This is a genomic window from Actinomycetospora sp. CA-084318, from assembly GCF_050955885.1.
Lineage (GTDB): Bacteria > Actinomycetota > Actinomycetes > Mycobacteriales > Pseudonocardiaceae > Actinomycetospora.
In genome coordinates this window covers 699,311-723,887 of the sequence record NZ_CP192098.1, presented here as the reverse complement: position 1 = coordinate 723,887, position 24,577 = coordinate 699,311, and the positions used below count along the sequence as shown (strand labels likewise).

21 protein-coding genes are annotated in these 24,577 nt (G+C 73.4%); 8 read left to right on the top strand and 13 right to left on the bottom strand.

Annotated features, from left to right (window positions below; translation table 11 throughout):
* Positions 1-197: 197 nt before the first annotated feature.
* Positions 198-2,729 carry an ATP-dependent Clp protease ATP-binding subunit gene (locus tag ACQPYX_RS03545; protein ID WP_433801549.1) on the top strand — a complete coding sequence of 844 codons (2,532 nt, stop codon included), beginning with the start codon at positions 198-200 and terminating at the stop codon, positions 2,727-2,729.
* A gap of 113 nt (positions 2,730-2,842) precedes the next feature.
* Positions 2,843-3,178 carry a DUF1918 domain-containing protein gene (locus ACQPYX_RS03540; RefSeq protein WP_433801548.1) on the top strand — a complete coding sequence of 112 codons (336 nt, stop codon included), beginning with the start codon at positions 2,843-2,845 and terminating at the stop codon, positions 3,176-3,178.
* Between the two features lie 258 nt (positions 3,179-3,436).
* Here ACQPYX_RS03540 and ACQPYX_RS03535 read toward each other — a convergent pair whose 3' ends face one another.
* The gene (locus ACQPYX_RS03535) at positions 3,437-5,068 is read right to left on the bottom strand and encodes an N-acetylmuramoyl-L-alanine amidase (RefSeq protein WP_433801547.1); all 1,632 of its coding nucleotides are present in this window, start codon (positions 5,066-5,068) and stop codon (positions 3,437-3,439) included.
* Positions 5,069-5,213: 145 nt separating this feature from the next.
* Here ACQPYX_RS03535 and ACQPYX_RS03530 point away from each other — a divergent pair, with 145 nt between their 5' ends.
* Positions 5,214-5,504 carry a hypothetical protein gene (locus tag ACQPYX_RS03530; RefSeq protein WP_433801546.1) on the top strand — a complete coding sequence of 97 codons (291 nt, stop codon included), beginning with the start codon at positions 5,214-5,216 and terminating at the stop codon, positions 5,502-5,504.
* Here ACQPYX_RS03530 and ACQPYX_RS03525 read toward each other — a convergent pair.
* The 3 genes from ACQPYX_RS03525 to ACQPYX_RS03515 are packed head-to-tail and all read right to left on the bottom strand — an operon-like array spanning position 5,501 to position 9,175.
* Positions 5,501-7,036, bottom strand: coding sequence for a sensor histidine kinase (locus ACQPYX_RS03525; protein WP_433803659.1), 1,536 nt, complete (start codon positions 7,034-7,036; stop codon positions 5,501-5,503). The two genes, ACQPYX_RS03530 and ACQPYX_RS03525, sit on opposite strands and share 4 nt — an antisense overlap.
* 14 nt (positions 7,037-7,050) lie before the next feature.
* Positions 7,051-7,782 carry a response regulator transcription factor gene (locus ACQPYX_RS03520; protein ID WP_230754681.1) on the bottom strand — a complete coding sequence of 244 codons (732 nt, stop codon included), beginning with the start codon at positions 7,780-7,782 and terminating at the stop codon, positions 7,051-7,053.
* Between the two features lie 52 nt (positions 7,783-7,834).
* Positions 7,835-9,175 carry a cytochrome P450 gene (locus ACQPYX_RS03515; RefSeq protein WP_433801544.1) on the bottom strand — a complete coding sequence of 447 codons (1,341 nt, stop codon included), beginning with the start codon at positions 9,173-9,175 and terminating at the stop codon, positions 7,835-7,837.
* 76 nt (positions 9,176-9,251) lie between these two features.
* Here ACQPYX_RS03515 and ACQPYX_RS03510 point away from each other — a divergent pair, with 76 nt between their 5' ends.
* Together ACQPYX_RS03510 and ACQPYX_RS03505 are read left to right on the top strand one after the other, a co-directional pair.
* Entirely contained in the window at positions 9,252-9,866 is a 615-nt protein-coding gene (locus ACQPYX_RS03510; RefSeq protein ID WP_433801542.1) for a TetR/AcrR family transcriptional regulator, read from the top strand.
* 29 nt (positions 9,867-9,895) lie between these two features.
* On the top strand, positions 9,896-10,177 hold the full coding sequence (locus ACQPYX_RS03505) for a YiaA/YiaB family inner membrane protein (RefSeq protein WP_433801541.1): 282 nt from the start codon (positions 9,896-9,898) through the stop codon (positions 10,175-10,177).
* Between the two features lie 61 nt (positions 10,178-10,238).
* Here ACQPYX_RS03505 and ACQPYX_RS03500 read toward each other — a convergent pair whose 3' ends face one another.
* On the bottom strand, positions 10,239-10,424 hold the full coding sequence (locus ACQPYX_RS03500; protein WP_433801539.1) for a hypothetical protein: 186 nt from the start codon (positions 10,422-10,424) through the stop codon (positions 10,239-10,241).
* A 120-nt stretch (positions 10,425-10,544) separates the two neighbouring features.
* Here ACQPYX_RS03500 and ACQPYX_RS03495 point away from each other — a divergent pair, with 120 nt between their 5' ends.
* Positions 10,545-11,447 carry a LysR family transcriptional regulator gene (locus tag ACQPYX_RS03495; protein ID WP_433801538.1) on the top strand — a complete coding sequence of 301 codons (903 nt, stop codon included), beginning with the start codon at positions 10,545-10,547 and terminating at the stop codon, positions 11,445-11,447.
* 19 nt (positions 11,448-11,466) lie between these two features.
* On the opposite strand, the gene ACQPYX_RS03490 is transcribed toward ACQPYX_RS03495, so the two are convergent.
* The 3 genes from ACQPYX_RS03490 to ACQPYX_RS03480 all read right to left on the bottom strand — a co-directional run bounded on the left by ACQPYX_RS03490 (position 11,467) and on the right by ACQPYX_RS03480 (position 14,475).
* On the bottom strand, positions 11,467-13,125 hold the full coding sequence (locus ACQPYX_RS03490) for a catalase (RefSeq protein ID WP_433801537.1): 1,659 nt from the start codon (positions 13,123-13,125) through the stop codon (positions 11,467-11,469).
* A 65-nt stretch (positions 13,126-13,190) separates the two neighbouring features.
* Entirely contained in the window at positions 13,191-14,171 is a 981-nt protein-coding gene (meaB, locus tag ACQPYX_RS03485) for a methylmalonyl Co-A mutase-associated GTPase MeaB (protein WP_433801535.1), read from the bottom strand.
* 79 nt (positions 14,172-14,250) lie between these two features.
* Positions 14,251-14,475, bottom strand: coding sequence for a hypothetical protein (locus ACQPYX_RS03480; protein WP_433801534.1), 225 nt, complete (start codon positions 14,473-14,475; stop codon positions 14,251-14,253).
* A gap of 78 nt (positions 14,476-14,553) precedes the next feature.
* Here ACQPYX_RS03480 and ACQPYX_RS03475 point away from each other — a divergent pair, with 78 nt between their 5' ends.
* Positions 14,554-17,820 carry an SNF2-related protein gene (locus tag ACQPYX_RS03475; RefSeq protein ID WP_433801532.1) on the top strand — a complete coding sequence of 1,089 codons (3,267 nt, stop codon included), beginning with the start codon at positions 14,554-14,556 and terminating at the stop codon, positions 17,818-17,820.
* On the top strand, positions 17,817-18,239 hold the full coding sequence (locus tag ACQPYX_RS03470) for a YrhA family protein (protein WP_433801530.1): 423 nt from the start codon (positions 17,817-17,819) through the stop codon (positions 18,237-18,239). Before ACQPYX_RS03475 ends, ACQPYX_RS03470 begins: the two co-directional genes overlap by 4 nt.
* A gap of 125 nt (positions 18,240-18,364) precedes the next feature.
* Here the strand turns inward: ACQPYX_RS03470 and scpA are convergent, their stop codons facing one another.
* The 5 genes from scpA to ACQPYX_RS03445 form a co-directional block, all read right to left on the bottom strand.
* Positions 18,365-20,563: a methylmalonyl-CoA mutase gene (scpA, locus tag ACQPYX_RS03465; protein ID WP_433801529.1), complete on the bottom strand. Its 2,199-nt coding sequence runs from the start codon at positions 20,561-20,563 to the stop codon at positions 18,365-18,367.
* Positions 20,564-20,566: 3 nt separating this feature from the next.
* Complete coding sequence (locus ACQPYX_RS03460; RefSeq protein ID WP_433801527.1) at positions 20,567-22,435, bottom strand: methylmalonyl-CoA mutase family protein; 1,869 nt, start codon at positions 22,433-22,435, stop codon at positions 20,567-20,569.
* A 121-nt stretch (positions 22,436-22,556) separates the two neighbouring features.
* Positions 22,557-23,636, bottom strand: a complete 1,080-nt coding sequence (locus ACQPYX_RS03455) for a 3-deoxy-7-phosphoheptulonate synthase (RefSeq protein WP_433801525.1) — start codon at positions 23,634-23,636, stop codon at positions 22,557-22,559.
* Positions 23,637-23,786: 150 nt separating this feature from the next.
* Complete coding sequence (locus ACQPYX_RS03450) at positions 23,787-24,113, bottom strand: barstar family protein (RefSeq protein WP_433801524.1); 327 nt, start codon at positions 24,111-24,113, stop codon at positions 23,787-23,789.
* Positions 24,110-24,535: a ribonuclease domain-containing protein gene (locus tag ACQPYX_RS03445; RefSeq protein WP_433801523.1), complete on the bottom strand. Its 426-nt coding sequence runs from the start codon at positions 24,533-24,535 to the stop codon at positions 24,110-24,112. Before ACQPYX_RS03445 ends, ACQPYX_RS03450 begins: the two co-directional genes overlap by 4 nt.
* Positions 24,536-24,577: the final 42 nt, after the last annotated feature.

Genomic DNA, 24,577 nt, shown 5'->3' with positions numbered 1-24,577 from the left:
GTGACATCCGGGCGCGACGGGGAACACCCACCGCGGGTGACAGGTTGAGCCGGAGCCGCTCACGCCCGTCGTCGGGAACGGATCAGACCTGAGTCACACCGACTCAGGAATGAATCCCGACCGGCGGTTGCTGAGCCCTACGACAGCCGCCGCAGACCACCGGTCGCAGGCGGCAGGACCCTCCAGGAAAGGTACGCATGACCAGCGCATTCGGTCCCGGCGGCCCCGGGTCCGGCCAGTTCGACGACTTCCTGGCGCGCTTCCTCGGCGGCAACTCGCCGCGGGGCGCCCAGCGCATCGACATCACCGCCCTCATGACCGAGCAGGCCCGCGGTCTCGTCGGCACCGCGGCGGCCCAGGCCGTCGAGCGGGGCAACACCGACCTCGACGCGTGGCACCTCCTGCTCGCGGGGCTCCAGGTCGCGCCGCTGCGCGCCCTGATCGCCGGGACCGGGGTCGACACCGACGAGCTCGCCCGGTACGCCGACGGCCAGCTCCCGCGCGGGGAGGCCACCGGCGAGCCGCCGGCCCTCACGCCGACGGCGAAGCGGACGCTGCTCGACGCCCACCAGATCTCCCGGGCGCTCGGGGCGAGCTACATCGGCCCGGAGCACATCGTGCTCGCCCTCGCGGCCAACCCCGACTCGCCCACCGGGAAGGCGCTGCAGTCCCGCGGCGTCGACCCGCAGTCGCTGCAGCGCAGCGCCTCCTCGGGCGGCCGCCCGTCGCCGCAGGCCGGTGCCCCGGCGGGCGACTCGGACACCCCGACCATCGACCAGTTCGGCGTCGACCTCACCGCGAAGGCGCGGGCCGGCGAGCTGGACCCGGTCATCGGTCGGGAGGACGAGGTCGACCAGACCCTCGAGGTCCTCTCGCGGCGCACCAAGAACAACCCGGTGCTGATCGGCGAGGCGGGCGTCGGCAAGACCGCCGTCGTCGAGGGCATCGCGCAGCGCATCGTCGCGGGCGACGTCCCCGAGCAGCTCGAGGGCAAGCGGATCGTCCAGCTCGACCTCACCGGCATGGTGGCGGGCACCCGCTACCGCGGTGACTTCGAGGAGCGGATGACCAAGCTCGTCGCCGAGATCCGCGAGCACTCCGACACGCTGATCGTCTTCATCGACGAGCTGCACACCATGGTCGGGGCCGGCGGATCCGGCGAGGGCGGCGGCATGGACGCGGGCAACATCCTCAAGCCCGCCCTGGCCCGCGGCGAGCTGCACATCGTCGGCGCCACGACGCTCGACGAGTACCGGCAGTCCATCGAGAAGGACGCCGCGCTCGAGCGCCGGTTCCAGCCGGTCATGGTCCCCGAGCCCAGCGTCGCGGACACGATCGCGATCCTGCACGGGCTCCGCGACCGGTACGAGGCGCACCACCAGGTCCGCTTCACCGACGACGCACTGACGGCCGCCGCGGAGCTCTCCGAGCGGTACGTCACCGACCGGTTCCTGCCCGACAAGGCCATCGACCTCGTCGACCAGTCCGGGGCGCGGAAGCGGCTGCGGTCCAAGGGCCCGCACACCGACACGCGTGAGCTGGAGCGTCGGCTCGAGTCGCTGCAGCGGGACAAGGACCAGGCCGTCGCCGACGAGGACTACGAGCGTGCCGGCGCCCTGCGCGACGAGGTCGCCCAGGCCACGCAGGCCCTCGAGGAGGCCCGCCAGGAGCGGTCCGCCGGCCGGGACGGTGTGCTCACCGTCGACGTCGAGGACATCGCCGAGGTGGTCTCCCGCTCGACCGGCATCCCGGTCGCGCAGCTGACCGAGACCGAGCGGTCGCGTCTGCTCGGGCTGGAGGCCCAGCTCCACGAGCGGGTCGTCGGCCAGGACGACGCCGTCCGCGCCGTCGCCGAGGCGGTCCGCCGCTCGCGCGCCGGCCTGGGCGACCCGGACCGGCCGATCGGCAGCTTCCTGTTCCTCGGCCCCACCGGCGTCGGCAAGACCGAGCTGGCGAAGGCCCTGGCGGCGGCGATGTTCGGCGACGAGGACCGCATGGTGCGCGTCGACATGAGCGAGTACTCCGAGCGGCACACCGTGTCGCGCCTGGTGGGTTCGCCCCCCGGGTACGTCGGCTACGGCGAGGCCGGGCAGCTGACCGAGGAGATCCGCCGTCGGCCGTACTCGGTGGTGCTGCTCGACGAGATGGAGAAGGCCCACCCGGACGTCTTCAACACGCTGCTGCAGGTGCTCGACGACGGACGGCTGACCGACTCGCAGGGTCGCACGGTCGACTTCCGCAACACGGTGCTGATCATGACCAGCAACGTCGGGTCGGAGCTGATCACCACGAACACGCAGGCCCTGGGCTTCGCGCCGTCGAGCGCGAACCCGGACCAGTCCCTGCAGGAGCGGCTGATGCCGCGGCTGCGGGAGTCGTTCCGGCCGGAGTTCCTCAACCGGATCGACGAGGTCATCGTGTTCAAGCGGCTCGACCAGGCCCAGCTGCGGACCATCACGGACCTGCTGCTGGCCGAGACGCGGGAGCGCCTGGAGTCCCTCGACATCACCGTCGAGTTCTCCACCGCCGCCGTCGACTGGCTCTCCGACCACGGCTACCAGCCGGAGTTCGGGGCGCGGCCGCTGCGCCGGACCATCCAGCGCGAGGTCGGCAACCGGCTCTCCTCGATGCTGCTCGGCGACGAGCTCGGCGCGGGTGACCGGGTGCGGGTCGACGTGGCCGACGAGGCGTTGACCTTCACGGTCGACCAGCCCTCGCTCGCGAGCTGATCCACCCACGACGGGGCCCTTCGTCCACCGGACGGAGGGCCCCGTCGTCGTTCCGTGATCTTCCCGGTCGCACGGGGTACCTGACCGGGCAGAGCCCTCGAAGGGAGCGCCGCATGAGCGCCAACGTCGGTGACCGGATCACCCTGCACGCCAACTCCGTCGACGCCCCCGACCGCATCGGCACGATCGTCGCCGTGCTCGGCACCGACGGCCCGCCGTACCGGGTGCGCTACGACAACGGCGACGAGACCATCCTGACGCCGGGTCCGGACGCCACGATCGAGCCGCCCTCGGTCCGCGAGCGGCTCGACCAGGCCACGGAGAAGGCGACCGAGAAGGCCACGGAGCTGGCCAACGACGCCCGGGCGACCGCCGAGGACGTCACCGGGCGGGCCGCCCGCACGGTGGCCGACGCCGCGTCGAAGATCGCAGAGCGGTTCCAGCGCTGATCCGTCTGCCGTCCTGAGCGAAGGGCCCTCTCGGCCGAGTAGATCGACCGAGGGGGCCCTTCGCTCGTTCCGGACGACGGGTCGCGCGGCCGGGACTCCGCCGCCCGCGAGACTCACGGAGGGCAGGTCCCGGAGCGCCCGAGCCTGCCTGACGTACACCTCGCCGAGCGGGCGACAGCCGAGCCGCCCGCGAGACTCACGGAGGGCAGGTCCCGGAGCGCCCGAACCTGCCTGACGTACACCTCGCGAGGCGGCCGCTCAGACGCGCCGGGCCGTCGACGAGCCGGTGGGCGCGAACAGCGAGCCGCGCTCGAAGTCCTGGCGCACCCCGCCGCTGACCGCGTACTGGTCGGAGCGCGGGTAGCCGTAGGTCGAGCGCTCGTACCCCGCCGACGCCCACGTCGACAGGATCGCGCCGCGCACCGGCCAGGCGCCGGTCTGCGGGGTCCAGTAGACGAAGCCGGCGGTGAACTGCGAGAACCGGCCGCGGCCGTCCGGGGTGCCGCGCTCGTCGGCCGTCGGCAGGCCCACCGGCGCGGAGGCCGCCCCGAGCGCGTCGTACCTGCGGTTGATCTCGCCGACGACCGACCACGCCCCGGTCCCCGACGACCAGTAGACCGAGCCGTTCGACCCGGAGAAGCGGGTGACCCGGGCGTTCTGCGCGGTCGGGCTCTCGACCACCGACGGCTCGGCGAGCAGCGTGCGCTGCGCGAGCCACTTCGTGCGGATCGGGTTCGTCGCGAGGTTGCCGACGAGGGCGGCCGTCCGGTCGCGGATCGTCGGCATCGACCGGATGCCGGTGTTGCCCGGGCACTCGGTGGCCCCGACGTCACGGTGCGCGAAGACGGTCGGCAGGGTCACTGCCCGGCCCTTGGGGTACTTCGACGTCCCGCCGCCGGCGCTGGTCAGCGTGACGGTGGCCCGCGGATCGCGGTAGAGCCCGCCCAGCTTGTAGGCCGCGAGCCGTGCGGTCGCCTCGATCTGGGCGGCCGGCGGGGCGACGGAGGTGAAGTCGCCCATCATCCCGATGCCGAAGGTCTCGCGGTTGAACCCGCCGGCATGGGCCGCGATCACCGGGCGCTCGAGTCCGCCCTTGCGGCCCTCGAACACGGTGCCGAACCGGTCGACGAGCACGTTGTAGCCGATGTCGCCCCAGCCCAGGGTCTTCGCGTGGTAGGCGTAGATGCCGCGCACGATGGCCGCCGAGTCGGCCGCGGTGTAGGCGTTCGTGCCCGCGGTGTGGTGGATCGTCACGGCCCGCACCGTCGGGGTGTACTCCGGCGGCCAGGTCATCAGCTTCTCGTCCGCACCCCACTGGGCCCGCGTCACCACCTTGGGCAGCCCCGGGCTGGACGTGGCGGCCGCGACCGCGCGGGCGTCGTTGCCGGTGGTCGCCGGGTCGATGGAGGTGAGCGCCATCCGCGCGGTGGCCGGAGCGCCGTCGTCGACCGCGCGCACCTGCACCTCGCGGCTGTCGGCGACCCACACCGGTTCACTGGCGGCCACGGCCGCCCGTCGGCCGTCCCGCTCGGCATCGACGGGGTCGACCCGGGTCCAGGCCCCGAAGGTCCCGTTCGCCAGCCGGCTACGCAGCTCGATGACGTCCGGCGTCGGCCCGGTCCAGCTGACGGCGACGAGCTTGAGCGGGTCCGGGCTCGAGGCCTGCCGCGCGTCGGCCGAGTCCGGCGACGGCGCGGGCGCCCCGAGGGCCTCCCGCTCGACCTTCGGCTCGACCGCCCGCGCGGCGGGCAGGGGCGCGACCGGCGGGGGCTCGGGTGCGGTCCCGACGACGGGTGCGGCCGGGGCCGGCGCGGCGGCCGCCGCGGTGACCGGCCCTGTGACCAGGGCCAACGCGACGAGTGCTCCCAGCACCCGGACCCGACTTCCCACGGTGTTCCTCCCCCGACGACGCTGCCCCCATAGCGATCGGGACGGAGGCGTCGTTACCGGGCGACACCATGGGGCGACAGGCCGACGACGTCGATCACTCGGACGTCGCAGTCGTCGAGTACGAATCGGACATAGGGTCACCGTCATGGATGACGACCTCAGCCTGCGCGACCGGGTCCGCAGCCAGTACGGGAACGCGGTGTCGGTCGGCGACATCCTCTCGTTCCTGGACTACCGGGTGAACGAGCTCTACTGCGCCGTGCTCGAGCCCGAGCGCCACGCCTCCCGGGTGCCGGGGTCGCCGGTGCGGATGTCCGGCCTCGACGCGGTGCTCAACACCGACGCGACCGCCTTCCGCACGCTGACCGAGCTCGGCGACCGCCTCGACCGCGTCGAGGCCAAGCTCGACCGGCTCCTCGCCCGGCTCGACCCCTAGCGCAGCGCCAGCTCCGCGCGCACCGGGGCGGCCGGCAGCACCACGGTGGTGCGGGTGTCGCCGGGCACGCTGGTCACCGCGACGATGCCGCCGTGCTCGGTGACCACCGCCGAGACGATGGAGAGACCCAGCCCCGTCGAGCCGGTCGTCCGGGCCCGGCCGGCGTCCCCGCGCGCGAAGCGCTCCAGGACGTGGGGCAGCAGGTCGGGGGCGATGCCCGGCCCGTCGTCGCGCACGACCAGTCGCACCTCGTCGCCGGCACGGGCGAGCTCGACGACGACGTTCGTCCCGCCGGGGGTGTGGGTGCGGGCGTTGGCGAGCAGGTTCGCCACGACCTGGTGCAGCCGCTCCGGGTCGCCGATGACCGTGATCTCCGCGGGCTCCTCGTCGACGTCGTCCGGGAGCTCCAGGGCCCAGTGGTGCTCGGGGGACGCGGCGTGGGCGTCGCTGACGGCGTCCAGCACGACGCGGGCGAGGTCGACCGGTTCCCGCGCGAGCGGGCGTCCGGCGTCGAGCCGGGCGAGCAGCAGCAGGTCCTCGACGAGCAGCGTCATCCGCTCGGTCTGCGAGCCGACCCGCTCGAGCATCGCCCCGACCTCGTCGGGCAGCTCGTCGGAGCCCGTCCCGCCCGCCCCCATCCGCCGCCGGGCGAGCTCGGAGTAGCCGCGGATCGCGGCCAGCGGCGTGCGGAGCTCGTGCGAGGCGTCGGCGACGAACTGCCGCACCCGCGTCTCGGACTCCTGCCGCGCGGCGAGCGAGCGCGCGACGTGCTCCAGCATCCGGTTGAACGCCGCCCCGACCTGCCCGACCTCCGTGCGCGGGTCGGCGTCCGCGGCCGGGACGCGGTCCTCGAGCTGCACCTCGCCACGCTCGAGCGGCAGCTCCGAGACCCGGCGGGCGGTGGCGGAGACCCGGTGCAGCGGTCGCAGGGTCGCCCGGGTGGCGAACGCGGCGACGACGCCGGCGACGAGCACCCCGCCGCCGAAGATGATCGTCTCGTAGATCGCGAGGCTGCCCACCGTGTCGTCCATGCGACCGGTCGAGATGCCGAAGTACACCACCGACCCGTCGTCGGCCTGGCGGGCCGAGAGCCGGTACGACGAGGCCAGCGCGGGCAGGTCGATCGTCTCGACCCGTGGTCGGTCGGCCTCGTCGCTCGGATCGCCGCTCCCGCTCGGCGTCACCGCGAGGACCGGGTCGACGTCCGCCAGGGCGATCGGCTGGTCGACGCCGCGGAAGCCGCCGAGCGCGATCGCGGACACCACCCGCCCGTCCACGCTGCGGATCTCGATGCGGCTGGTCGGCGAGTCGCCGCCCCCGAACCCACCCCCGGCGTCCGGCGGTGGCGGGCGGCGCCCGTCGCCGTTCCCGAGCGGGTTCGCGACGAAGCCGAGGGTGCGGATGACCTCCTGGTCGAGCTGCTGGGTCAGGTAGTGCCGCAGGGACAGCGCGGCGCCGACCCCGACGACCGCGCACACGACGAACAGCAGCACCATCGTCGTCAGGACGATCCGCGCCTGCAGGGACCGCATGAACCGCACCGACGTCACCCCGCGGGCTTGAGGACGTACCCGGCCCCGCGCACCGTGTGGATCATCGGTGTGCGGCCCGCGTCGATCTTCTTGCGCAGGTAGGAGATGTAGAGCTCGACGATGTTGGACTGGCCGCCGAAGTCGTAGTTCCACACCCGGTCGAGGATCTGCGCCTTCGACAGGACGCGGCGCGGGTTGCGCATGAGGAAGCGCAGCAGTTCGAACTCGGTGGCCGTCAGGTCGATCTGGTCGCCGCCGCGGAACACCTCGTGCGAGTCCTCGTCGAGGGTCAGGTCCCCGACGACGAGGCCCGCGTCGCCCCGGACGGCGGTCGCGACGGCGGCGCGACGCAACAGCCCGCGCAGCCGCGCGACGACCTCCTCCAGGCTGAACGGCTTCGTCACGTAGTCGTCGCCGCCCGCGGTGATCCCGGCGACCCGGTCCTCCACCGCGTCGCGGGCGGTGAGGAACAGGACCGGCACGTCGGGGTTGTCGGCCCGCAGCCGGCGCAGCACCTCGAAGCCGTCGATGTCGGGCAGCATGACGTCGAGGACGACGACGTCGGGGCGGAACTCCCGCCCCGAGGTCACCGCGCCCAGCCCGTCGCCGGCGCTGCGCACGTCCCAGCCCTCGTAGCGCAGGGCCATGGACAGCAGGTCGGCGAGCGTCGGCTCGTCGTCGACGACGAGGGCACGGACCGGGCTGCCGTCGGGCCGCCGGAGCTCGGCGCGCACTGCTGCGTTCATGGTGCCCACTGTGGCACCGCCCGGTTCGCCCCGGCTGGGTGGTTCCTGTGCGTCAGCTGTGCACGGGGAGGCTCTTCCAGCCCCGCAGGATGAACGTGGGACGGCGGGTCGGGGTGCCCGCGGGCGCCAGGTCGGGGAAGCGGGTGAACAGCTCGCGCAGCGCCACCTCGCCCTCCATCCGTGCCAGCGCCGCTCCGAGGCAGTAGTGGATACCGCTGGAGAAGGCGACGTGGTCCTTCGCGTTGGCCCGGGCCACGTCGAAGCGGTCCGGGTCGGTGAAGACCGCGGGGTCGCGGTTGGCCGCGCCGAGCACCGTCACGACGATCTCGCCGCGGCGGACCGGCACGCCCTCGACCTCCGTGTCCCGGCGGGCGAGCCGGGCGGTGCGCTGCACCGGGGAGTCGTGGCGCAGGACCTCGTCGACCGCGTTCGACCACAGGTCGGGCCGCTCCGCGAGCAGGGCCCGCTGGTCGGGGTGTTCGAAGAGCCGTTGCGCCCCGTTGGAGATGAGGTTGACCGTCGTCTCGAACCCGGCGGCGAGGATGAGCATCGAGGTGGCGACGAGCTCCTGCTCGGTCAGCCCCGAGCCGTCGTCGTCAGCGACCTGGACGAGGCGGGAGAGCAGGTCGTCGCCCGGGTTCGAGCGCAGCGCGCGCAGGTGGTCGCGCAGCCAGCCGTCGAACGCCGCGAGCGAGCGCTCGGTCGTCGCGAAGCGCGACCACGGCACCCCGAAGTCGAGGGCCGCGGCCGCGCCGTCGCCCCACCCCAGGAGGTCCGCGCGCGTCTCCGGCGGCACCCCGAGCATCTCCGCGATGACCGTGAGCGGGACCTGGGCGGAGAACCGGGGGACGAGGTCGACCCGGCCGCGGCGCAGGTCCGGCTCGAGGTCGTCGAGCAGCTCGGCGGTGATCTCCTCGGTCCGGGTGCGCAGCGCGGCGACCGCCTTGGCGGTGAAGGCGCGGCTGACCAGGCGCCGGTAGCGGGCGTGGTCGGGCGGGTCGACGGCGAGCATCGAGGGGGCGTCGTCCACGCTCGCGTACCGGCGCGGCCCGATGAGGCGCATGCCGGCGCGGACCGGCGCGGGGAAGACCTCGTCGCGGTCGGCGACCCCGAAGTCGTCGCTGCGCAGCACCGCGGTCGTGATGTCGTGGTGGGCGGTCAGGCGGCCCATCGGACCCTGCGCGAACGGACGGTGGCGGAGCAGCTCGCGGTAGTGCTCCCAGGGCTCGGCCTGCAGCGCGGGATCGCGCAGCAGCCGGGCGTCGGTGTTGCCGGAGCGCTCGCGGGCGGCGAGCGCGCGCCGCAGCAACCCGTGGGTGAGTGCCCAGCGCACCGCGAGCGCGGGTGTGGAGGGCACCCGGGACCGGGCACCGTCGACCAGGAACGCGACCATACCGACCACCTCTCACCGACCCGTCGTCGGGAACATACTCAGGGTATGTGACCGACGCCGACTATGCTCCGACGTCGTGGCCGAGGTCAAGAGTCGTCGCGGGGAGTACACCGAGGCGACCCGCCGCGCCCTGCTCGACGCGGCGGCCCGGCTGTTCGTCGAGCGCGGGTTCGCGCGGACGTCGCTCGACGACGTCGCGGCCGACGCGCGGGTGACCAAGGGCGCGATCTACCACCACTTCTCGAGCAAGACCGGCCTGTTCGAGGTGCTCTTCGACGAGGTCGAGCAGCAGGAGAACGACCGCGCCCGCGCCGCGTTCGTCGCGGAACCCGACCCGACCGCGGGCGTGCTCGCCGCGCTCGACCAGTTCCTGCTGGCCTGCTCCGAGCCGATCTACGGCGCGCTCGTCTTCCGCGAGGCGCCGCTCGCGCTCGGCTGGGAGGCGTGGCGGCGCTACGAGGAGAAGTACTCGTACGCCCTGCTCGCGGACATGCTGACCGCCCTCGCCGACGCCGGACGCATCCCGCCGCACACCGGCGAGGCCCTGCCCGGCATCACGTTCGGCATGCTCGGCGCGGCCGGCCAGCTGCTCACGCGGACGCCCGCGGAGGACCAGGAGCGCATCCGGGCGGAGTGCCGGCTCCCGTTCGTCGCCCTGCTCGCCGGGCTGAGTAGCACCACGGATTCCTGACGCCGGGTCGCGCGGCACGGTCTGCAGGCATGGCTACCGCTCCGGCACGTCCCGTCACCGCCGCCTTCGCCGCCCAGGCCGCCCTGTCCTTCGGCGCCTCGCTGCTCGCGCTCGGCGTCGGCCTCGTCTACCTGCCCGTCGACGGCTGGGTCCGCGGCTTCCTCGCCGTCGGCCTGCTGTGGTGCGTGACGTCGGCCTTCACGCTCGCGAAGGTCGTCCGCGACCGCCACGAGGAGGGCACGATCCTGAGCCGCGTCGACCAGGCCCGCCTGGACAAGCTGCTCGCGGAGCACGATCCGTTCGCGGGCTGAGCACCTCCCGATGCCAGCAATGCGTCACTGCTTGCGCCCAGTGACAGGAAAGACGGCTTCGTCAGCGCGGCGGGTGCGGCAGCGGACGGCCCGCCGCGCGTCGGCACCAGCCCCCGCGCGTCGTGGACATCCGGCGCCGGCGCGACGGCAGGAGCTCGCCGTGCAGCACGATCTCGCCGTCCTCCCACGCCCAGTGGAGGAACCGCTCCTCCCACGGGCGCTCCATGAGGCTGAGGCGCTCCGACATCTCCCTCTGCTCCGCCCAGAACCGGGCGAATCCGCTCCACCGCTTCACACCGACCATGCTCCGAGCGAGCGGTCGTTCTGAGAAGCGACGACTTCGCGGGGCGGGCTTAAGCTCTGCTGCATGCTCGACCCGCGGCGCCTGCTCACCCTGCGCGCGGTGGTGCGGGCCGGGTCGATGACGGCGGCGGCCGCCGAGCTGGGCTACACGCCGTCCGCGGTGTCGCAGCAGGTCGCGGCCCTGGAGCGGGAGACGGCGACGCCCCTGCTCGTGCGGCACGCGCGCGGGGTCCTGCCCACCGAGGCCGGCGCACTCCTCGTCGAGCACGCGGAGGTCGTCGCCGGGCGCCTCGCGCGGGCCGCCGAGGAGGTGGCCGACCTCACCGCCCTGCGGGCGGGGCGGTTGCGCCTGGCGTCGTTCGCGAGCGCCGGGGCCCGCCTGCTGCCCGGCGCGATCGGGGAGTTCCGGCGCCGCCACCCCGCCGTCCGGCTCTCGCTCGAGCTCGCCGAGCCCGACGAGTGCCCCGACCGGCTGCGCGACGGCGACCTCGACCTCGCCATCACCTTCGACTACGTGCCCGGCCCGGCGCTCGAGGCGGACGGGCTGACGTCGACGTTCCTGTTCGACGACGCCGTGAACGTCGCCCTGCCCGCCGGGCACCCCGCGATCGGGGACACGGTGACGCCCACCGACGAGGTCGACGTCGCCGCGCTGCGCGACGCCGCGTGGATCCGCGACGCGGGCAGCCTGTGCCGCGAGCAGCTCGTCGACATGTGCGCGACGGCGGGCTACACCCCCAACATCGCGTTCGACTCCGACGACTTCCCGATGGTCAGTGGGCTCGTGGAGTCGGGCGTGGGCGTGGCCCTCGTGCCCGACCTCGCCGTCCACCAGATGGGACGCCGGGTCGTGCTGCGCCGGCTGCGACCGCGGGTGGTGCGGCGCATCGAGGCGCTGACGCTGCCGAACCCGGCGCCCGCCACCGCCGCCATGCTCGACGTGCTCCGGTCACGTCGGGCGGCCTGACGGCGGCGGGCGGGCCGGTTCAGCGGGTCGTGACGAGCCGCTCGTCGGGAACGCAGTGGGTCATCGTGAGCCCCTCGACGCTCCGGCGGCCGTTGTTGCCGAGGTTCGCGCGACGCTGCTCGTCCTCCGACGACAGCGTCTGGCTCGCCAGCGGCTCCAGGTGCGAGACGTCGGAGGCCTTGATCCCGAGTCCCTCGCCGACCCGCTCCCCCAGCTCGTCCTCGACGAGGAAGAAGTGCCAGACCATCCGCTCCTGCACGTCACGCTCGCACTGGCCGAGCAGCGTGATGAAGTTCCCGACGAGGTCGTCGCGCTCCCAGTCGTCGAGCAGCAGGTAGCGCTGGCCCGCCTGCAGGTAGTCCTGCGTGAGCGGGATGCGCTTGCGGGTCAGCCGGCCGTGGATCTCCGGGCCCTGCTCGTCGTGGTGCGGGTACTGCGCCTCGCGCAGCCCGCCGTGGATCGAGGGCTCGTAGTTCACGTGCGGGTTGGTGCCTTCGCCGTGGTCGACGGTGTACTCCATCTGACCGTCGCGCTGGTTCGTCGCGACCGGCGCCTGCGCCTGGTTGACCGGCAGCTGCAGGTAATTCGGCCCGACCCGGTAGCGCTGGGTGTCGGAGTAGGAGAACGTGCGGCCGATCAGCATCTTGTCGTCGGAGAAGTCGAGGCCGTCGACGAGCACGCCGGTCCCGAACGCGATCTGCTCGTTCTCGGCGAACTGGTTGACGACGTTGCGGTCGAGCACCATCCGGCCGACCGGCTTGGCCGGGAACCGGTTCTCCGGCCAGGTCTTCGTGTCGTCGAGCGGGTCGAAGTCCAGCTCCGGGTGCTCACCGTCGGACATCATCTGCACGCGCAGCTCCCACTCGGGGAACTCGCCGTTCTCGATGGCCTCGTACAGGTCGCGCGTGGCGTGCCCGAGCTCGGTCGCCTGGATGTTGGCCGCGTCCGCCTCGGTCATCGACCGGACGCCCTGGGACGGGAGCCAGTGGTACTTGACCAGCACCGACTCGCCCTGCTCGTTGAGCCACTTGTAGGTGTTCACGCCGAACCCCTGCATGTGGCGGTAGTCCGCGGGGATGCCCCGCGGGCTGAACAGGTTCATGAGCATGTGCATGCTCTCCGGCGTCTGCGACATGAAGTCGAAGATCCGGTTCGGCTCCTGCCGGAACGTCACGGGGTCCGGCTTGAGGGCGTGGATGACGTCGGGGAACTTGATGGCGTCCCGGATGAAGAACACCGCCAGGTTGTTGCCGACGAGGTCCCAGTTGCCGTCCTCGGTGTAGAACTTCACCGCGAACCCGCGGGGGTCGCGGGCGGTCTCGGCGGAGTCGCGGCCACCGATCACGGTGGAGAATCGGACGGCCACGTCGGTGCGCTTGCCCTGCTCGGCGAAGAGCTTCGCGCGGGTGTAGCGGCTGATCGGCTCGTCGCCCCAGGTGCCGTACGACTCGAAGTACCCGTAGGACAGCGCCCCGCGGGCGTGCACGACGCGCTCCGGGATCCGCTCCCGGTCGAAGTGGCTGATCTTCTCGAGGAACTGGTAGTTCTCCAGCGTCGCGGGCCCGCGGGCGCCGACCGTGCGCTGGTTCTGGTTGTCGTAGACCGGGTGGCCCTGTCGGTTGGTCAGCACCGCGCGGTCGTCGCCCGGCTCCGGTCCCTTGCTGGACACGTCGGTCATGTCGACGTCCCTCCTCGACGCGACCGGGGTGGGCGGCCGCGAGCCTCGCGGCTACCCACCCGTCGTCAGGAGCCGAACGCCTCGAGGATCCGGTCCGCCGCGAGGGCGGGGGTGAGCTCGCCGTCGAGGACCTCCCGCTCCAGCTCGGAGCGCATCTCCTTGACCTGCGGGTGGTCCTTGAGCCGGCTCAGGAGGCGCTCGCGGACCATCTGCCAGGTCCAGTCGACCTGCTGGCGGGCCCGTTTCGCGGCGAACTCGCCGCGCTCGTCGAGGAACTCCTGGTGCCCGACCAACGCCGACCAGACGTCGTCGAGGCCCGTCCGCTCCTGGGAGGAGCAGGTCAGCACCGGCACCGTCCACGGGTCGCGCTCGCCGCGCAGCATCTTCAGCGCCGACTCCAGCTCGCGGGCGGCGCGCTTCGCGTCGCGGGCGTGCGGGCCGTCGGCCTTGTTCACCGCGATGACATCGGCGATCTCGAGGATGCCGCGCTTGATGCCCTGCAGCGAGTCACCGGTGCGGGCCAGGGTGAGGAAGAGGAACGAGTCGACCATCTCGGCGACCGCCGTCTCGGACTGCCCGACGCCGACGGTCTCCACGATGACGACGTCGTAACCCGCCGCCTCCATCACGACCATCGTCTCGCGGGTCGCCTTCGCGACCCCGCCGAGCGTGCCCGCCGTCGGGGACGGCCGAATGAAGGCGTGGTCGTCGGTCGCGAGCGCGTCCATGCGCGTCTTGTCGCCGAGGATCGACCCGCCGGAGCGGGTGGAGCTGGGGTCGACCGCGAGGACGGCGACCTTGCTGCCGGCTGCGGTCAGCTGCGAACCCAGCGCGCCGATGAAGGTCGACTTCCCGACGCCGGGCACGCCCGAGATCCCGATCCGCCTCGCCCCGCCCGCCTGCGGCAGGAGCTCGACGAGCAGCTCCTGGGCCGCGTCGCGGTGGTCGGCGCGCGTCGACTCGACGAGCGTGATCGCCCGCCCGATCCAGAGCCGGGAGCCCGAACGGACGCCCTCGACGTACTTCTCCAGATCGAGGTCGGTCACGGTGCCTGGCCAGAGTCCGTCGGCGACATGGGAGCCGATCCTAGAGCGTCGTCGCTCCTCGGCGACGGTGATCGCGGCGTCAGCGGATCGGACCGAGCTCGTTCATCGTGTCGCGCGCGAGCCTGCGGACGTCCTCGGCCAACCCATGGTCGGCCCGCGTGTCCCGGAGCACTCGCAGGAGTTCGTCGCGGGTCATTCCCACTCTCCCGGGAGCCGGGTCATCGCCATCGGTTCGCTCGGTCTCCACCAGACGATCGTCGGAGCGAAACGCCTGCGATGCAAGCACGCCGGCGCCGACGAGCACCGCCGGCGTCAGACTGTCGGACCCCCGCTCTACCGTCGGCCCCGAGACATCGAGAGGGGGCCTCACATGGTGGAACGTGTGACGGTCGAGGGGCTCGACGCCGCGGAGCTGGCCGAGGTGCTCGGCCCGGTGGTGTCGGAGCGGGGGCGGCGGTACGCGCGGGACGGCGCGGTGCTGTACGCGGAGTGGCATCGCGGCACGCTGCAGCTGCGGGGCGTGGTCCGCGGCGGCGAGGGACAGGTCTACTCGACGATCGTGCGCTTCGACGCCGACGCGCGGGGCCGGACGCGGCTCGTCGACGGCGAGTGCTCGTGTCCGGTCGGGTCGATGTGCAAGCACGTGGCCGCGATGGCGTTCCACGCGGTGCCCGCGAGAGCGGCCGCGCCGAGCACGCCCGGGTGGGAGTTCGCGCTCGACGCCCTGCTCGGGACGGAGCCGGTCCCGACGACCGCCGGGACGGGCACGCTCGCGATCGAGGTGACGCCCGACGGGGCCGGCGGGCTCATGACGCGGCTGATGCGCCCCGGGACGCGGGGCTGGGTCTACGGCGGGCTGCAGTGGAACCGGATGCTGCAGGGCGCGGCCGAGGTCGAGCACCGGCCGGACCAGCTCGCCGTCGTGCGCGAGCTCTACCTCCTCCACCACGCGGCGCAGGCCGGCTCCGGCTTCTCGCCCTACCGCTACTACGGCTACGGAGCCGACGAGAAGGTCATCGACCTCGCCGAGATCGCCAGCCCGCGCCTGTGGACCCTGCTCGACGCGGCGGCCGAGGCCGGCGTGGCGATGCTGCCGTCGCGCCACAAGCTGGGCCCCGTGTCCCGCCGCGGGCCCGCGTCGCTGCAGCTCGACGTCACGACCGGTCCCGACGACGGCTCGCTGTCCATCCGCCCGGTCCTGCGGTTCGACGGCGAGCCCGACGCCGATGCCCGAGCCGTCGCCTTCCTCGGCGGCGACACCGCGCACGGCGTCGTCACCGTCTCGGCGGCCGAGAACCTGGCGCCCGCGTCGTGTCGGCTGAGCCTCGCGCGGCTCGATCCGCCCGTCAGCCGGGCCGTCTGGCGGGCCGCGCTCGACGGCACCGACATCGCCGTCCCGGCGGGGGCGGTCGACCGCTTCCGGTCGCGGTTCGCCTCCCGGCTCGCCGAGGTCCGCGGCGTGACGTCGTCCGACGGCGCCTTCACGCCGCCGCGGATCGGCCCGCCGGTGCTCGTGCTGCAGGCCGCTTTCGGCGCCGAGCACGCCCTGTTCCTTCGGTGGGAGTGGTCCTACGACGTCGGCGGCACCGACGTCCGGGCCGCCGTCGACCGGCCGGCGCCCGGCGAGGAGTTCCGCGACGTGCCCGCGGAGCAGGCGACGCTGGACCGGCTGGCCGACCTCCCGGTCGACTGGCGGAGGTTCCGGGTCCGGCCGGTCGACGGACCGAACCCGCACCGGCTCATCAAGCTCGCGACGGCCTCCTTCGTCACCGAGGTGCTGCCCGTCCTCGAGGACACCCCGGGGCTCCGGGTCGAGCGGAGCGGGGAGCCGGCCCGCTACCGCGAGGTCGGCGACGAGCTCACGATCGGCGTCTCGACGACACCGTCCGGGAGCGGGCCGGACGCCGTAACCGACTGGTTCGACCTCGGGATCACGATCAGCGCCGAGGGCCGCGAGGTCCCGTTCAGCGACGTGTTCACGGCGCTGGCGAAGGGCCGGTCGCACCTCCTCCTGCCCGACGGCGCGTACTTCTCGCTGGAGAAGCCCGAGCTGGTCGCCCTGCGCCGCCTCATCGAGGAGGCCCGCGCGATGCAGGAGCGCCCCGGCGGGCCGCTGCGCCTCAGCCGCTACCAGGCGGGGTGGTGGGAGGAGCTGGCCGGGCTCGGGGTCGTGGCCCGGGAGGCCGACGCGTGGCGGGAGCAGGTCGGCGGGCTCCTCGCCGCCGGCTCCCTCGATCCCGCGCCGGTGCCGTCGTCGCTGCGGGCGGAGCTGCGGCCCTACCAGCGCGCCGGCTTCGAGTGGCTGGCCTTCCTCGCGCGGCACCGACTCGGCGGTGTGCTCGCCGACGACATGGGACTCGGCAAGACCGTGCAGGCCCTGGCTCTGATCGCGCACGCCCGCGAGACCGAGCCCGACTCCGGGCCGGTGCTGATCGTCGCGCCCACCAGCGTCGTGCCGAACTGGACCGCCGAGGCCGCCCGGTTCACGCCCGCGCTGCGGGTGGTCGCCCTGACCGACACGCTGCGCCGACGCGGGCAGGACCTCGAATCGGTGGTCGCGGGCGCCGACGTCGTCGTCACCTCGTACACGCTGTTCCGGCTCGACGTGGAGGCGCACGAGGCGATCGGCTGGTCGGCCGTGCTGTTCGACGAGGCGCAGTTCCTCAAGAACCGGCGCTCCAAGGTCTACTCCTGCGCGCGGCGGGTGCCCGCGCCGGTGAAGATCGCGATCACCGGCACGCCGATGGAGAACGACCTGATGGAGCTGTGGTCGCTGCTCTCGATCACCGCGCCGGGGCTCTTCCCGAACTCCGAGCAGTTCCGGGAGACGTTCGCGAAGCCGATCGAGCGGGGGGACGCGGAACTGCTCGCGCGCCTACGTCGGCGGATCCGGCCGTTGATGCTGCGGCGGACGAAGGAGCAGGTCGCCCCGGATCTGCCGCCGAAGCAGGAGCAGGTGCTCCCGGTCGAGCTGGCCCCGGCGCACCAGCGGCTCTACCAGCGGGTGCTGCAGCGCGAGCGGGCCCGCATCCTGCAGTTGCTCGACGACGTCGACGACAACCGGATCGCCATCCTCGCCTCGATCACCAAGCTGCGGCAGCTCAGCCTGCACCCGGCCCTGATCGGCGAGGACGGGGCGGGTGGGTCGGCCAAGATCGACCTGCTCGTCGAGCAGCTCGGCGACGTCATCGGAGGCGGCCACCGCGCCCTGGTGTTCAGCCAGTTCACCGGGTTCCTCGCCCACGTGCGGGAGGCGCTCGAGGCGGCCGGCATCGCCTACGCCTACCTCGACGGCACCACCCGCGACCGCGCCGCGGCGATCGCCGGGTTCAAGGACGGCGACGCGCCCGTGTTCCTGATCAGCCTCAAGGCCGGCGGGTTCGGGCTCAACCTCACCGAGGCCGACTACTGCTTCCTGCTCGACCCGTGGTGGAACCCCGCCACCGAGGCCCAGGCGGTCAACCGGACGCACCGGATCGGCCAGGACCGCACGGTGATGGTCTACCGGCTGATCGCCCAGGACACGGTGGAGGAGAAGGTCCGGGCGCTCGCGCAGCGGAAGGCGGAACTCACCGCCGGGGTGATGGACGACGGGGCGGCCTTCGCGGCCACGCTCGACGCCGACGACATCCGCGCGCTGATCTCGTGACCCTCGGCGAGGTCCTCGCCCGGGTGCTCGCCGACCAGCGTCGGCACGGCGAGCTCGTGCGGGGGCCGGCCGGGCCGGGGGACGTCGCCGCGGTGCGCGCAGCGCTCTCCGAAGAGTTTGGCGCCGACCTGCCCGACGCGTACACGGAGTTCCTGCAGCACGGCGACGGGCTCGATCACGACGGGCTGGTGCTCTACGGCAGCGCGTCCGAACCGGGGCTGGTGGAGATGAACCGCGTCTGGCGCGAGGCACCGGGGCGCGACGACGTGCTGGTGCTCGGCGACACCGACATGGACCTGCTCGTCGTCGCCCTCGACGGCACCGCTCCACGTCTGCTCGACAAGGTGGGTGGGGACGTCGTCGAGACGTTCCCCGACGTCACGATGGCTCTGGTCGAGCTGCTCACCGCCCGCCTCTGAGCCCGCCGCGAGTGGTCGCCCACGCAGGTCCGGGCACCCCGGAACCTGCGCCCCGCGCCGTGAGGGGAGGATTCGCCCGCCCCAGCATCGTGAGGGGTCCCCTCACGATGCGGCGGCGGGGGCGATCAGCCGTGGCCCAGCTTCTCCGACAGCTGGCCCAGCAGCTGCTGCGCCGCCTCGGCGATCACGGTGCCCGGCCCGAAGATGGCCGCCGCGCCGCCCGCGTAGAGCTCGTCGTAGTCGCCGGGCGGGATCACGCCGCCGGCCACGATGAGGATCTCCGAGGCGCCCAGCTCGGCCAGCGCGTCGCGCAGCGCCGGGACCAGCGTGAGGTGCCCGGCCGCGAGCGACGACACCCCGACGACGTGCACGTCGGCCTCGACGGCCTGGCGCGCGACCTCCTCGGGGGTCTGGAACAGCGGGCCCACGTCGACGTCGAAGCCGAGGTCGGCGAACGCGGTGGCGATGACCTTCTGCCCGCGGTCGTGGCCGTCCTGGCCCATCTTCGCGACGAGGATGCGGGGCCGGCGCCCCTCGGCCTCCTCGAACGCCGCAGCCGCCGACCGGGCCTGCTCGACCGCGGAGTTCTCGCCCACCTCGTCACGGTAGACCCCGGAGATCGTCCGGACGTCCGAGCGGTGCCGGCCGTAGACCTTCTCCAGCGCGTCGGAGATCTCGCCGACCGAGGCGTGCACGCGGGCCGCGTCGATCGCGAGCTTGAGCAGGTTGCCGTCGAGCTCCGAGCCGCGCGAACCGTCCTGGGCGGACTGCGCCGCGTTCGTCAGCGCGTTCAGCGCCGACTCCACGGCGTCCGCGTCCCGGCCGTCCCGCAGTTCGGAGAGCCGCGCGACCTGCTGGCGCAGCACGTCGGCGTTGTCGACCTTGAGGACCTCCACGTCCTCGCCGCCGAGCAGCGGGTACTTGTTGACCCCGACGAGCGCCTGGCGGCCCGAGTCGATCCGCGCCTGGGTGCGGGCCGCGGCCTCCTCGATCCGCATCTTCGGCAGGCCCTCGTCGATGGCCTTCGCCATCCCGCCGGTGTTCTCGACCTCGTCGATGTGCGCCCACGCCCGGCCCGCGAGCTCCCGGGTCAGCCGCTCGACGTAGGCCGAGCCGCCCCAGGGGTCCACGGTCCGCGTCGTGCCCGACTCCTGCTGCAGCAGCAGCTGGGTGTTCCGCGCGATGCGGGCGGAGAAGTCGGTGGGCAGCGCGAGCGCCTCGTCGAGCGCGTTGGTGTGCAGCGACTGCGTGTGCCCCTGGGTCGCGGCCATCGCCTCGATGCAGGTGCGGACGACGTTGTTGTAGACGTCCTGGGCGGTCAACGACCAGCCAGAGGTCTGCGAGTGGGTCCGCAGCGAGAGCGACTTGTCGTTCTTCGCGCCGAAGCCCTTCACGAGCTTCGCCCAGAGCAGGCGCGCGGCCCGCATCTTGGCGATCTCCATGAAGTAGTTCATGCCGATGCCCCAGAAGAACGACAGGCGCGGCGCGAACTTGTCGACGTCGAGCCCGGCGTCCCGCCCGGCCCGCAGGTACTCCACGCCGTCGGCGAGGGTGTACGCGAGCTCCAGGTCGGCCGAGGCCCCGGCCTCCTGGATGTGGTAGCCGGAGATGGAGATCGAGTTGAACTTCGGCATCTTCTGCGAGGTGAACGCGAAGATGTCCGAGATGATCTGCATCGACGGCTTGGGCGGGTAGATGTAGGTGTTGCGGACCATGAACTCCTTGAGGATGTCGTTCTGGATGGTCCCGGCGAGCTGCTCGGGCGCGACGCCCTGCTCCTCGGCCGCGGCCACGTAGAGCGCCATCACGGGGAGCACGGCCCCGTTCATGGTCATCGACACCGACATGCGGTCCAGCGGGATGCCGTCGAAGAGCTGCCGCATGTCGAGGATCGAGTCGATCGACACGCCGGCCATCCCGACGTCGCCGGACACCCGCGGGTTGTCCGAGTCGTACCCGCGGTGGGTCGGCAGGTCGAAGGCGACCGACAGGCCCTTCTGCCCGGCCGCGAGGTTGCGCCGGTAGAACGCGTTCGACTCCTTGGCCGTGGAGAACCCGGCGTACTGGCGCACCGTCCACGGCTGGGTGCGGTACATCGTCGGGTACGGCCCGCGCAGGAACGGCGGAAGTCCCGGCAGGGTCTCCAGGAAGTCGAGGCCCTCGGTGTCGGCCGCGGTGTAGAGCGGCTTGACGCCGATGCCCTCGGGGGTCTCCCAGAGCAGGTCGTCGGCGTCCTTGCCGGTGGCCTCCTGCAGGGCGGCGGTCCAGTCGCCGTCCCCGGAGGGCGTGCCGAGCTCGACGTCGGCGAACGATCCGATGCTCATGGTTCAGGCTCCCAGCTCGTCGAGCAGGTCGGTCAGCAGCGCCGCGGCGTCGCACCCGGTGTAGAGGTACCCGGTCAGCGCATCGTCCGACAGCGTCTTCGGCGCCCCGGCCAGCACGATCCGGGTCGCGCCGGCGTCGGCCAGCGCCCGGGCCAGCGGCGCCGCGTGCTCGGCGTAGACCTTGTCCGACGACGCGATCACGGCCACCGTCGCCCCGGCCGACCGGAACGCGGCCACGATCTCGTCCACGTCGGTGCCGCCCGGCCCCTCGGTGACGTCGATGCCGCCGGCGTGCAGCAGGTTCGTCGCGAAGGACACCCGCGCGGTGTACTGGGCGAGCGCTCCGAGGGTCGCGAGGAAGGCGGTCGGGCGGGAGGAGGCCGCGTCCGCCCGGTCGCGCAGGTCCTCGAAGACCTGCGCGTAGCGCCGGCGCGGCAGTCCGCCCTCGGCGTCCCCGGTTCCCGACGGCGGCCGCTCCCGGCCGGGCAGGGTCTCGTGCAGGTTCGGGAACTCGCTGACGCCGGTGATCGGGTCCGTGCGGTGCGCGATCCGGTCGGCGCGCGCGGTCCAGGTCTCCTCGAGGGCGGACGCGAGCGACCCGTCGTCGAGAACGCCCTCGATGCCCCCGTCGCGCTCGATGCCGGTGAAGACGTCCCACGCGGCGTGGGCGAGGGCGTCGGTGAGCGACTCGACGTACCAGGAGCCGCCGGCCGGGTCGATGACGTGCGCGAGGTGGGACTCCTCGAGCAGCAGCGCCTGGGTGTTGCGGGCGACGCGGCGGGAGAAGTCGTCGGGCAGGCCGAGGACGGAGTCGAACGGCAGCACCGTCACCGCGTCGGCCCCGCCGAGGCCGGCTCCGACGGCGGCGACCGTGGTCCGCAGGATGTTCACCCACGGATCGCGGCCGGTGAGCATCGCCGGGGACGTCACGGCGTGCGTGCGCATCGCGCGGACGGCGTCGGAGGCACCGGCGACCGAGCCGATCCGGTCCCAACAGCGGCGGGCGGCGCGCAGCTTCGCCAGCGTGGCGAACTGGTCGGCGGTCGCGGCGAACCGGAACTCGACGCGGGCGAAGGCGTCGTCGACCGACAGCCCCGCGTCGTTCAGCAGGCGCACCGCGTGGAGGCCGGCGGCGAGCGCGGCGCCCAACTCCTGGCCGTCGGAGCCGCCCGCCTCGTGGAAGGGCAGGCCGTCGGCGACGACCGTCGCGAGATGCGGGTGCTTCTCGGCCGCCGTGCGGGCGTGGTCGACCAGCGCGGAGCGGTAGGCGTCGGTCAGCGGCTCGCCGCCCCGGGTCCGGGCGAGCAGCGGGTCGTAGCCGAGGGAGCCGCCGAGCGCGCTGGTGACGCCGTGCTCGGCCGCCAGGGCCAGCAGCGCCGCGGCCGCGTCCGGGGTGTCCCGACCGGCCTCGAGCGCGATCGGGGCGAGGTCGAGATAGACCCCCTCCAGCAGCCGCGGCAGGGCGTCGACGGCCGGACCGCCCGCCTCGCCGAGCACGAGCCACAGCGACGAGACGCCGTTCTCCAGCTCGGCCATGACGACGTCGTGGGCCGACTCCAGGTCGGTGAGCGCGTGCCGCTGCCGCCGGTACCAGCCCTCGGCGACGTGCCCCTCCGGCCGCGACGCCCGCGTGAACGGCGGGAGTCCCGGCACCCCGGTGGGCACGTCCGGGGCGTCGTCGGCGGTGTAGAGCGCGGCGATGTCGAAGCCGTCGTCGGTGGCGGTGGTGAGCGCCGCCTCGGCGTCGGCCGGGTCGACCTCGCGCCCGGACTTCGCGAGCACGCCCGCGACGAGCTCGCGCCACGCATCGCGCGCCGGCGTCGGGAACTCGCCGGCGAGCACGAGCTCCTCCGGCGCCTCGGGTGCTGTCATGCGCGGGATCGTAGAACGGTCAGGCCGGACCGGTTCGCCGACGATGGCGCTTCCCACCCGGGCATGGGTCACGGAATCGGTGCAGACCCGGGTGCGAGTGGCGCCGTGCGCACGTCCGACGTCAGTGCTGTGCCACCGCTGCCACCGCTGACGCCGGAGCGGCGGCCGCGAGCTCGTCCAGCAGCGACACCGTCGTGTCCCACCCGACGCAGCCGTCGGTGACGCTGCGCCCGCGCACCATGTCGGGTCCGATCTCCTGGCGGCCCTCGACGAGGAAGCTCTCGATCATCACGCCGGCCACCGGCCCGCCCGCGGCGCGCTGCCGCGCGAGGTCGGCCACCACCGTGGGCTGGCGACGGTGGTCCTTGCCGGAGTTGCCGTGGCTCGCGTCGACCACGACGCGGCCGGCGTGGCCCTTCGCGCGCAGCGCCGCGCAGGCCGCGGCCACGGAGGCCTCGTCGTGGTTGGGACCGGTCGAGCCGCCGCGCAGGATGAGGTGGGCGTCGACGTTGCCGGTGGTGGTGATCAGGCCGGCCAGGCCCTCGGCGGTGACGCCCATGAACGCGTGCGGCGCGGCGGCCGCGCCGATCGCGTCGACCGCGACCCCGATGTCACCGTCGGTGCCGTTCTTGATCCCGATCGGCATGGACAGCCCGCTCGCGAGCTGGCGGTGCACCTGGCTCGCCGCGGTGCGCGCACCGATCGAGCCCCACGCGACGAGGTCGGCGAGGTACTGCGGGGTGATCGGGTCGAGGAACTCGCAGCCAAGGGGCAGCCCGAGCGAGGCCAGGTCGAGCATGAGCGACCGCGCGGTGCGCAGGCCGCGGGCGACGTCGAACGACCCGTCCAGGCCCGGGTCGTTGATCAGGCCCTTCCAGCCGACCGTCGAGCGCGGCTTCTCGAAGTAGGTCCGCATGACGACGTGCAGGCGGTCGGCGTGCCGCTCGGCCTCGACGGCCAGGCGCGCGCCGTACTCGCGCGCGGCCTCCACGTCGTGGATCGAGCACGGGCCGACGACCACGAGCAGGCGGTCGTCCTCGCCGCGCAGGATCGCCTCCGCACCACCGCGACCGCGACGGACGGCGTCCGCGACCCGGTCGGAGGCGGGCAGCTCGTGGCGCAGCAGGGCGGGCGAGGGCAGGGGCGTGACGGCGACGGTCCGGGCACCGTCGAGCGGTCCGGCGTCGATCAGGGCGGTCATCGGGGACTCCTGGGAGAAGGAGCCGGACCCGGACCCGCCGTCGTGCATCGCGAGCCGGGAACGGCTCGCGGGACGGGGTCTAGCGCAGCGGTCTACCCGCCGACCCCTCCCGGGCCGGGCACGTAAACCGGTACCAGCGCTGCACGGCGGTCACCCTACACGCGTGACCCGGAACGGGCGCTCGCCCTCGGGGCTGCTCGCCCCGTCGAGGATCTCGGTGATCGTGCGGTGGGTCGGCGGGTCGGCGTCGCGCAGCGGGCCGTCCACCCACACCAGCTCGACCGGACCGACCGGCAGCCAGGACAGGTCCCGCACGCTCTCCTCGAGCGCGTCGAGGTTCGCGGCGACGTAGGCCGGGAAGTGCAGGGCCCGGCCGATGGCGGCCAACGTCGACTGCTTGTCGGCGGCCTCGGCCACCACGCCGACGGTCCGGGCCCGGTCCCGGGCGCGGGTCGTGGCCGCGTGCAGATCCGTCATCGGTTCACGTCCACGACGACGAAGCTCTCGTAGTGATCACCCGTGTAGTAGTACTCGCCCTGCGAGCCCGTGACGATCCGTCGGGCGCCGCGGTCCGACGAGCCCGGCGTCACCACCGTGTACTCGTGGTAGTAGCCGGCGGCCCGGGCCGGGAGCACGCCCTCGCGATTCTGGAACACCACGCCGTCCTGGCGGTACGGGAACGGTCCGCCCCGCTGGACGAGCCGGACGGTGTCCGTCGTCTGGGACGGCAGGCTCGAGAGCGCCCGCACGGGCAGACCGGAGTCCGATCCGGGCACGGCCGATGCGACGGATGTCACGGTCCCGGCCGCGGGCGCGGTCGGGGCGGCGCAGGCGGCCGCCGGCACGAGTCCGATCAGGGCAGCGAGGAGCGTGGCGATCAACAGTCTGCGAGTGAGCACGTACGGATCGTGACCGAACCACTCGTTCGAGAGCCAGCTCCG

Coding starts and splice junctions, on each gene's coding strand:
- ACQPYX_RS03490 (WP_433801537.1), bottom strand. CDS start 13,125: ATGACCGACGTGTCCAGCAAGGGACCGGAGCCGGGCGACGACCGCGCG.
- ACQPYX_RS03515 (WP_433801544.1), bottom strand. CDS start 9,175: ATGGTCGCGTTCCTGGTCGACGGTGCCCGGTCCCGGGTGCCCTCCACA.
- ACQPYX_RS03500 (WP_433801539.1), bottom strand. CDS start 10,424: ATGTCGGAGCGCCTCAGCCTCATGGAGCGCCCGTGGGAGGAGCGGTTC.
- ACQPYX_RS03525 (WP_433803659.1), bottom strand. CDS start 7,036: ATGCGGTCCCTGCAGGCGCGGATCGTCCTGACGACGATGGTGCTGCTG.
- ACQPYX_RS03495 (WP_433801538.1), top strand. CDS start 10,545: ATGCTCGACCCGCGGCGCCTGCTCACCCTGCGCGCGGTGGTGCGGGCC.
- scpA (WP_433801529.1), bottom strand. CDS start 20,563: ATGAGCATCGGATCGTTCGCCGACGTCGAGCTCGGCACGCCCTCCGGG.
- ACQPYX_RS03460 (WP_433801527.1), bottom strand. CDS start 22,435: ATGACAGCACCCGAGGCGCCGGAGGAGCTCGTGCTCGCCGGCGAGTTC.
- ACQPYX_RS03545 (WP_433801549.1), top strand. CDS start 198: ATGACCAGCGCATTCGGTCCCGGCGGCCCCGGGTCCGGCCAGTTCGAC.
- ACQPYX_RS03455 (WP_433801525.1), bottom strand. CDS start 23,636: ATGACCGCCCTGATCGACGCCGGACCGCTCGACGGTGCCCGGACCGTC.
- ACQPYX_RS03450 (WP_433801524.1), bottom strand. CDS start 24,113: ATGACGGATCTGCACGCGGCCACGACCCGCGCCCGGGACCGGGCCCGG.
- ACQPYX_RS03530 (WP_433801546.1), top strand. CDS start 5,214: ATGGATGACGACCTCAGCCTGCGCGACCGGGTCCGCAGCCAGTACGGG.
- ACQPYX_RS03505 (WP_433801541.1), top strand. CDS start 9,896: ATGGCTACCGCTCCGGCACGTCCCGTCACCGCCGCCTTCGCCGCCCAG.
- ACQPYX_RS03520 (WP_230754681.1), bottom strand. CDS start 7,782: ATGAACGCAGCAGTGCGCGCCGAGCTCCGGCGGCCCGACGGCAGCCCG.
- ACQPYX_RS03540 (WP_433801548.1), top strand. CDS start 2,843: ATGAGCGCCAACGTCGGTGACCGGATCACCCTGCACGCCAACTCCGTC.